The organism is Streptomyces sp. NPDC002845, assembly GCF_053591955.1.
In genome coordinates, this window is the sequence record NZ_JBSFUU010000226.1 from 1 (window position 1) to 1,672 (window position 1,672).

General features: G+C 70.4%; 1 protein-coding gene. It reads left to right on the plus strand.

Annotated features, from left to right (window positions below; genetic code table 11):
- Positions 1–125: 125 nt before the first annotated feature.
- On the plus strand, positions 126–1,508 hold the full coding sequence (locus ACWD3C_RS48510) for an IS1380 family transposase (RefSeq protein WP_451155225.1): 1,383 nt from the start codon (positions 126–128) through the stop codon (positions 1,506–1,508).
- The last annotated feature ends 164 nt before the right edge of the window (positions 1,509–1,672 follow it).

Below are 1,672 nucleotides of genomic sequence, written 5' to 3' on the forward strand. Positions count from 1 at the left end.
TAGCCTCGTGCTTTCACGAGGTGGGCTGTCCGACTGGTGATCGCGTAAGCAGAAAGTGCCTCTGACCAGCGAGAATGAGGATTGTCGAGGTCCTTGTTCCCGCACCAGCCGGAGGCACTTTCCAGGTGAAGAAGCGTATCGGGTTCTACCCGCGTGTCCGCATCGAGGGCGGTGGCCGTGGGGTGGTCTCCCAGGCCGGGGCCGTGCTGCTGGTCGAGACGTGTCGCAAGAGCGGCCTGGATGCGGCGATATCGCAGGCGCTGGCGCCGTGGCGGAAGTCCCGGGCGGTGCACGATCCGGGCAAGATCCTGCTGGATGTGGCACTTGCCGTCGCCCTGGGCGGGGACTGTCTGGCCGATGTGGGGATGCTGCGGGCCGAGCCGGCCGTGTTCGGGCCGGTGGCCTCCGACCCGACCGTCTCCCGCCTGATCGACACGCTGGCCGCCGGCGGGAAGCGGGTGCTGGCCGCGCTCCGCACCGCCCGTGCCGAAGTGCGCAAGCATGTCTGGCAGTTGGCCGGTGAAGCGGCCCCGGACGCCGGCGGACAGGTGATCGTGGACATCGACGGCGTCCTCGTCCTGGCGCACTCCGAGAAGCAGGACGCCGCCGCGACCTGGAAGAAAACCTTCGGCCACCACCCGCTGATGGGGTTCGTCGACCACGGCCGCGCCGGGTCCGGCGAGCCCGTCGTGGGCCTGCTGCGGCCGGGGAATGCGGGCTCCAACACTGCGAGTGATCACATCGAAGCCGCCCGGCTCGCGCTCGCTCAGCTGCCCAGACGCTACCGGCGTGGACGGCAGACACTCATCCGCTGCGATTCGGGCGGCGGCACCCACGAGTTCGTGGCCTGGCTCGCCCAGCGCGGACGGTGGCTGTCGTACTCGGTCGGCATGACCATCACCGACGCCATCCACCAGGCCGTCCTAAAGGTCCCTACGTCGGCGTGGACTCCGGCCGTCGAGCCGGACGGCGAAGTCCGCGACGGCGCCTGGGTCGCCGAACTCGACGCCGGCAGCGACTGTCTGAAGGGCCGGCCCAAGGGGATGCGGCTGATCGTCCGCAAGGAACGCCCGCACCCGGGAGCCCAGTTGCGCTTCACCGACGCCGACGGGCTGCGGTTGACCTGCTTCGCCACCAACACCACCGGCCAGAAGATCGCCGGGCTGGAGCTGCGGCACCGCCAGCGGGCCCGCGCCGAGGACCGCATCCGCGCCGCCCGCGCCACCGGCCTGCGCAACCTGCCCCTGCATGACAGCGCGCAGAACCAAATCTGGCTGGAGATCGTCCAGATCGCCCTGGACCTGCTGGCCTGGATGGCGATGCTCGCCCTGACCGGCCGGTCCCGGCTCTGGGAGCCCCGCCGCCTGCGACTCCGCCTGCTCTCCGCCGCCGCCCAGCTCGTCACCACCGCCCGCCGCCGACACCTCAGGTTCGCCCGCCACTGGCCCTGGACCGATGTGATCACAGGGGCCATCCAACGACTCGCAGCCCTTCCGAACCCCGGCTGACCAGCACGTTCCCGTCCCTGCGAGTAGCACCGCCCCACCGGAGCCGTGGAACCCGGCGCCCACCCGACGCGACAGTCGGGCCGCCGTCACACCCGAAAACCACCACCGAACGCAGATTGGCCGCCACCAAGAGCTGACGGCCAATCACGAAAGATCGAGGCTAG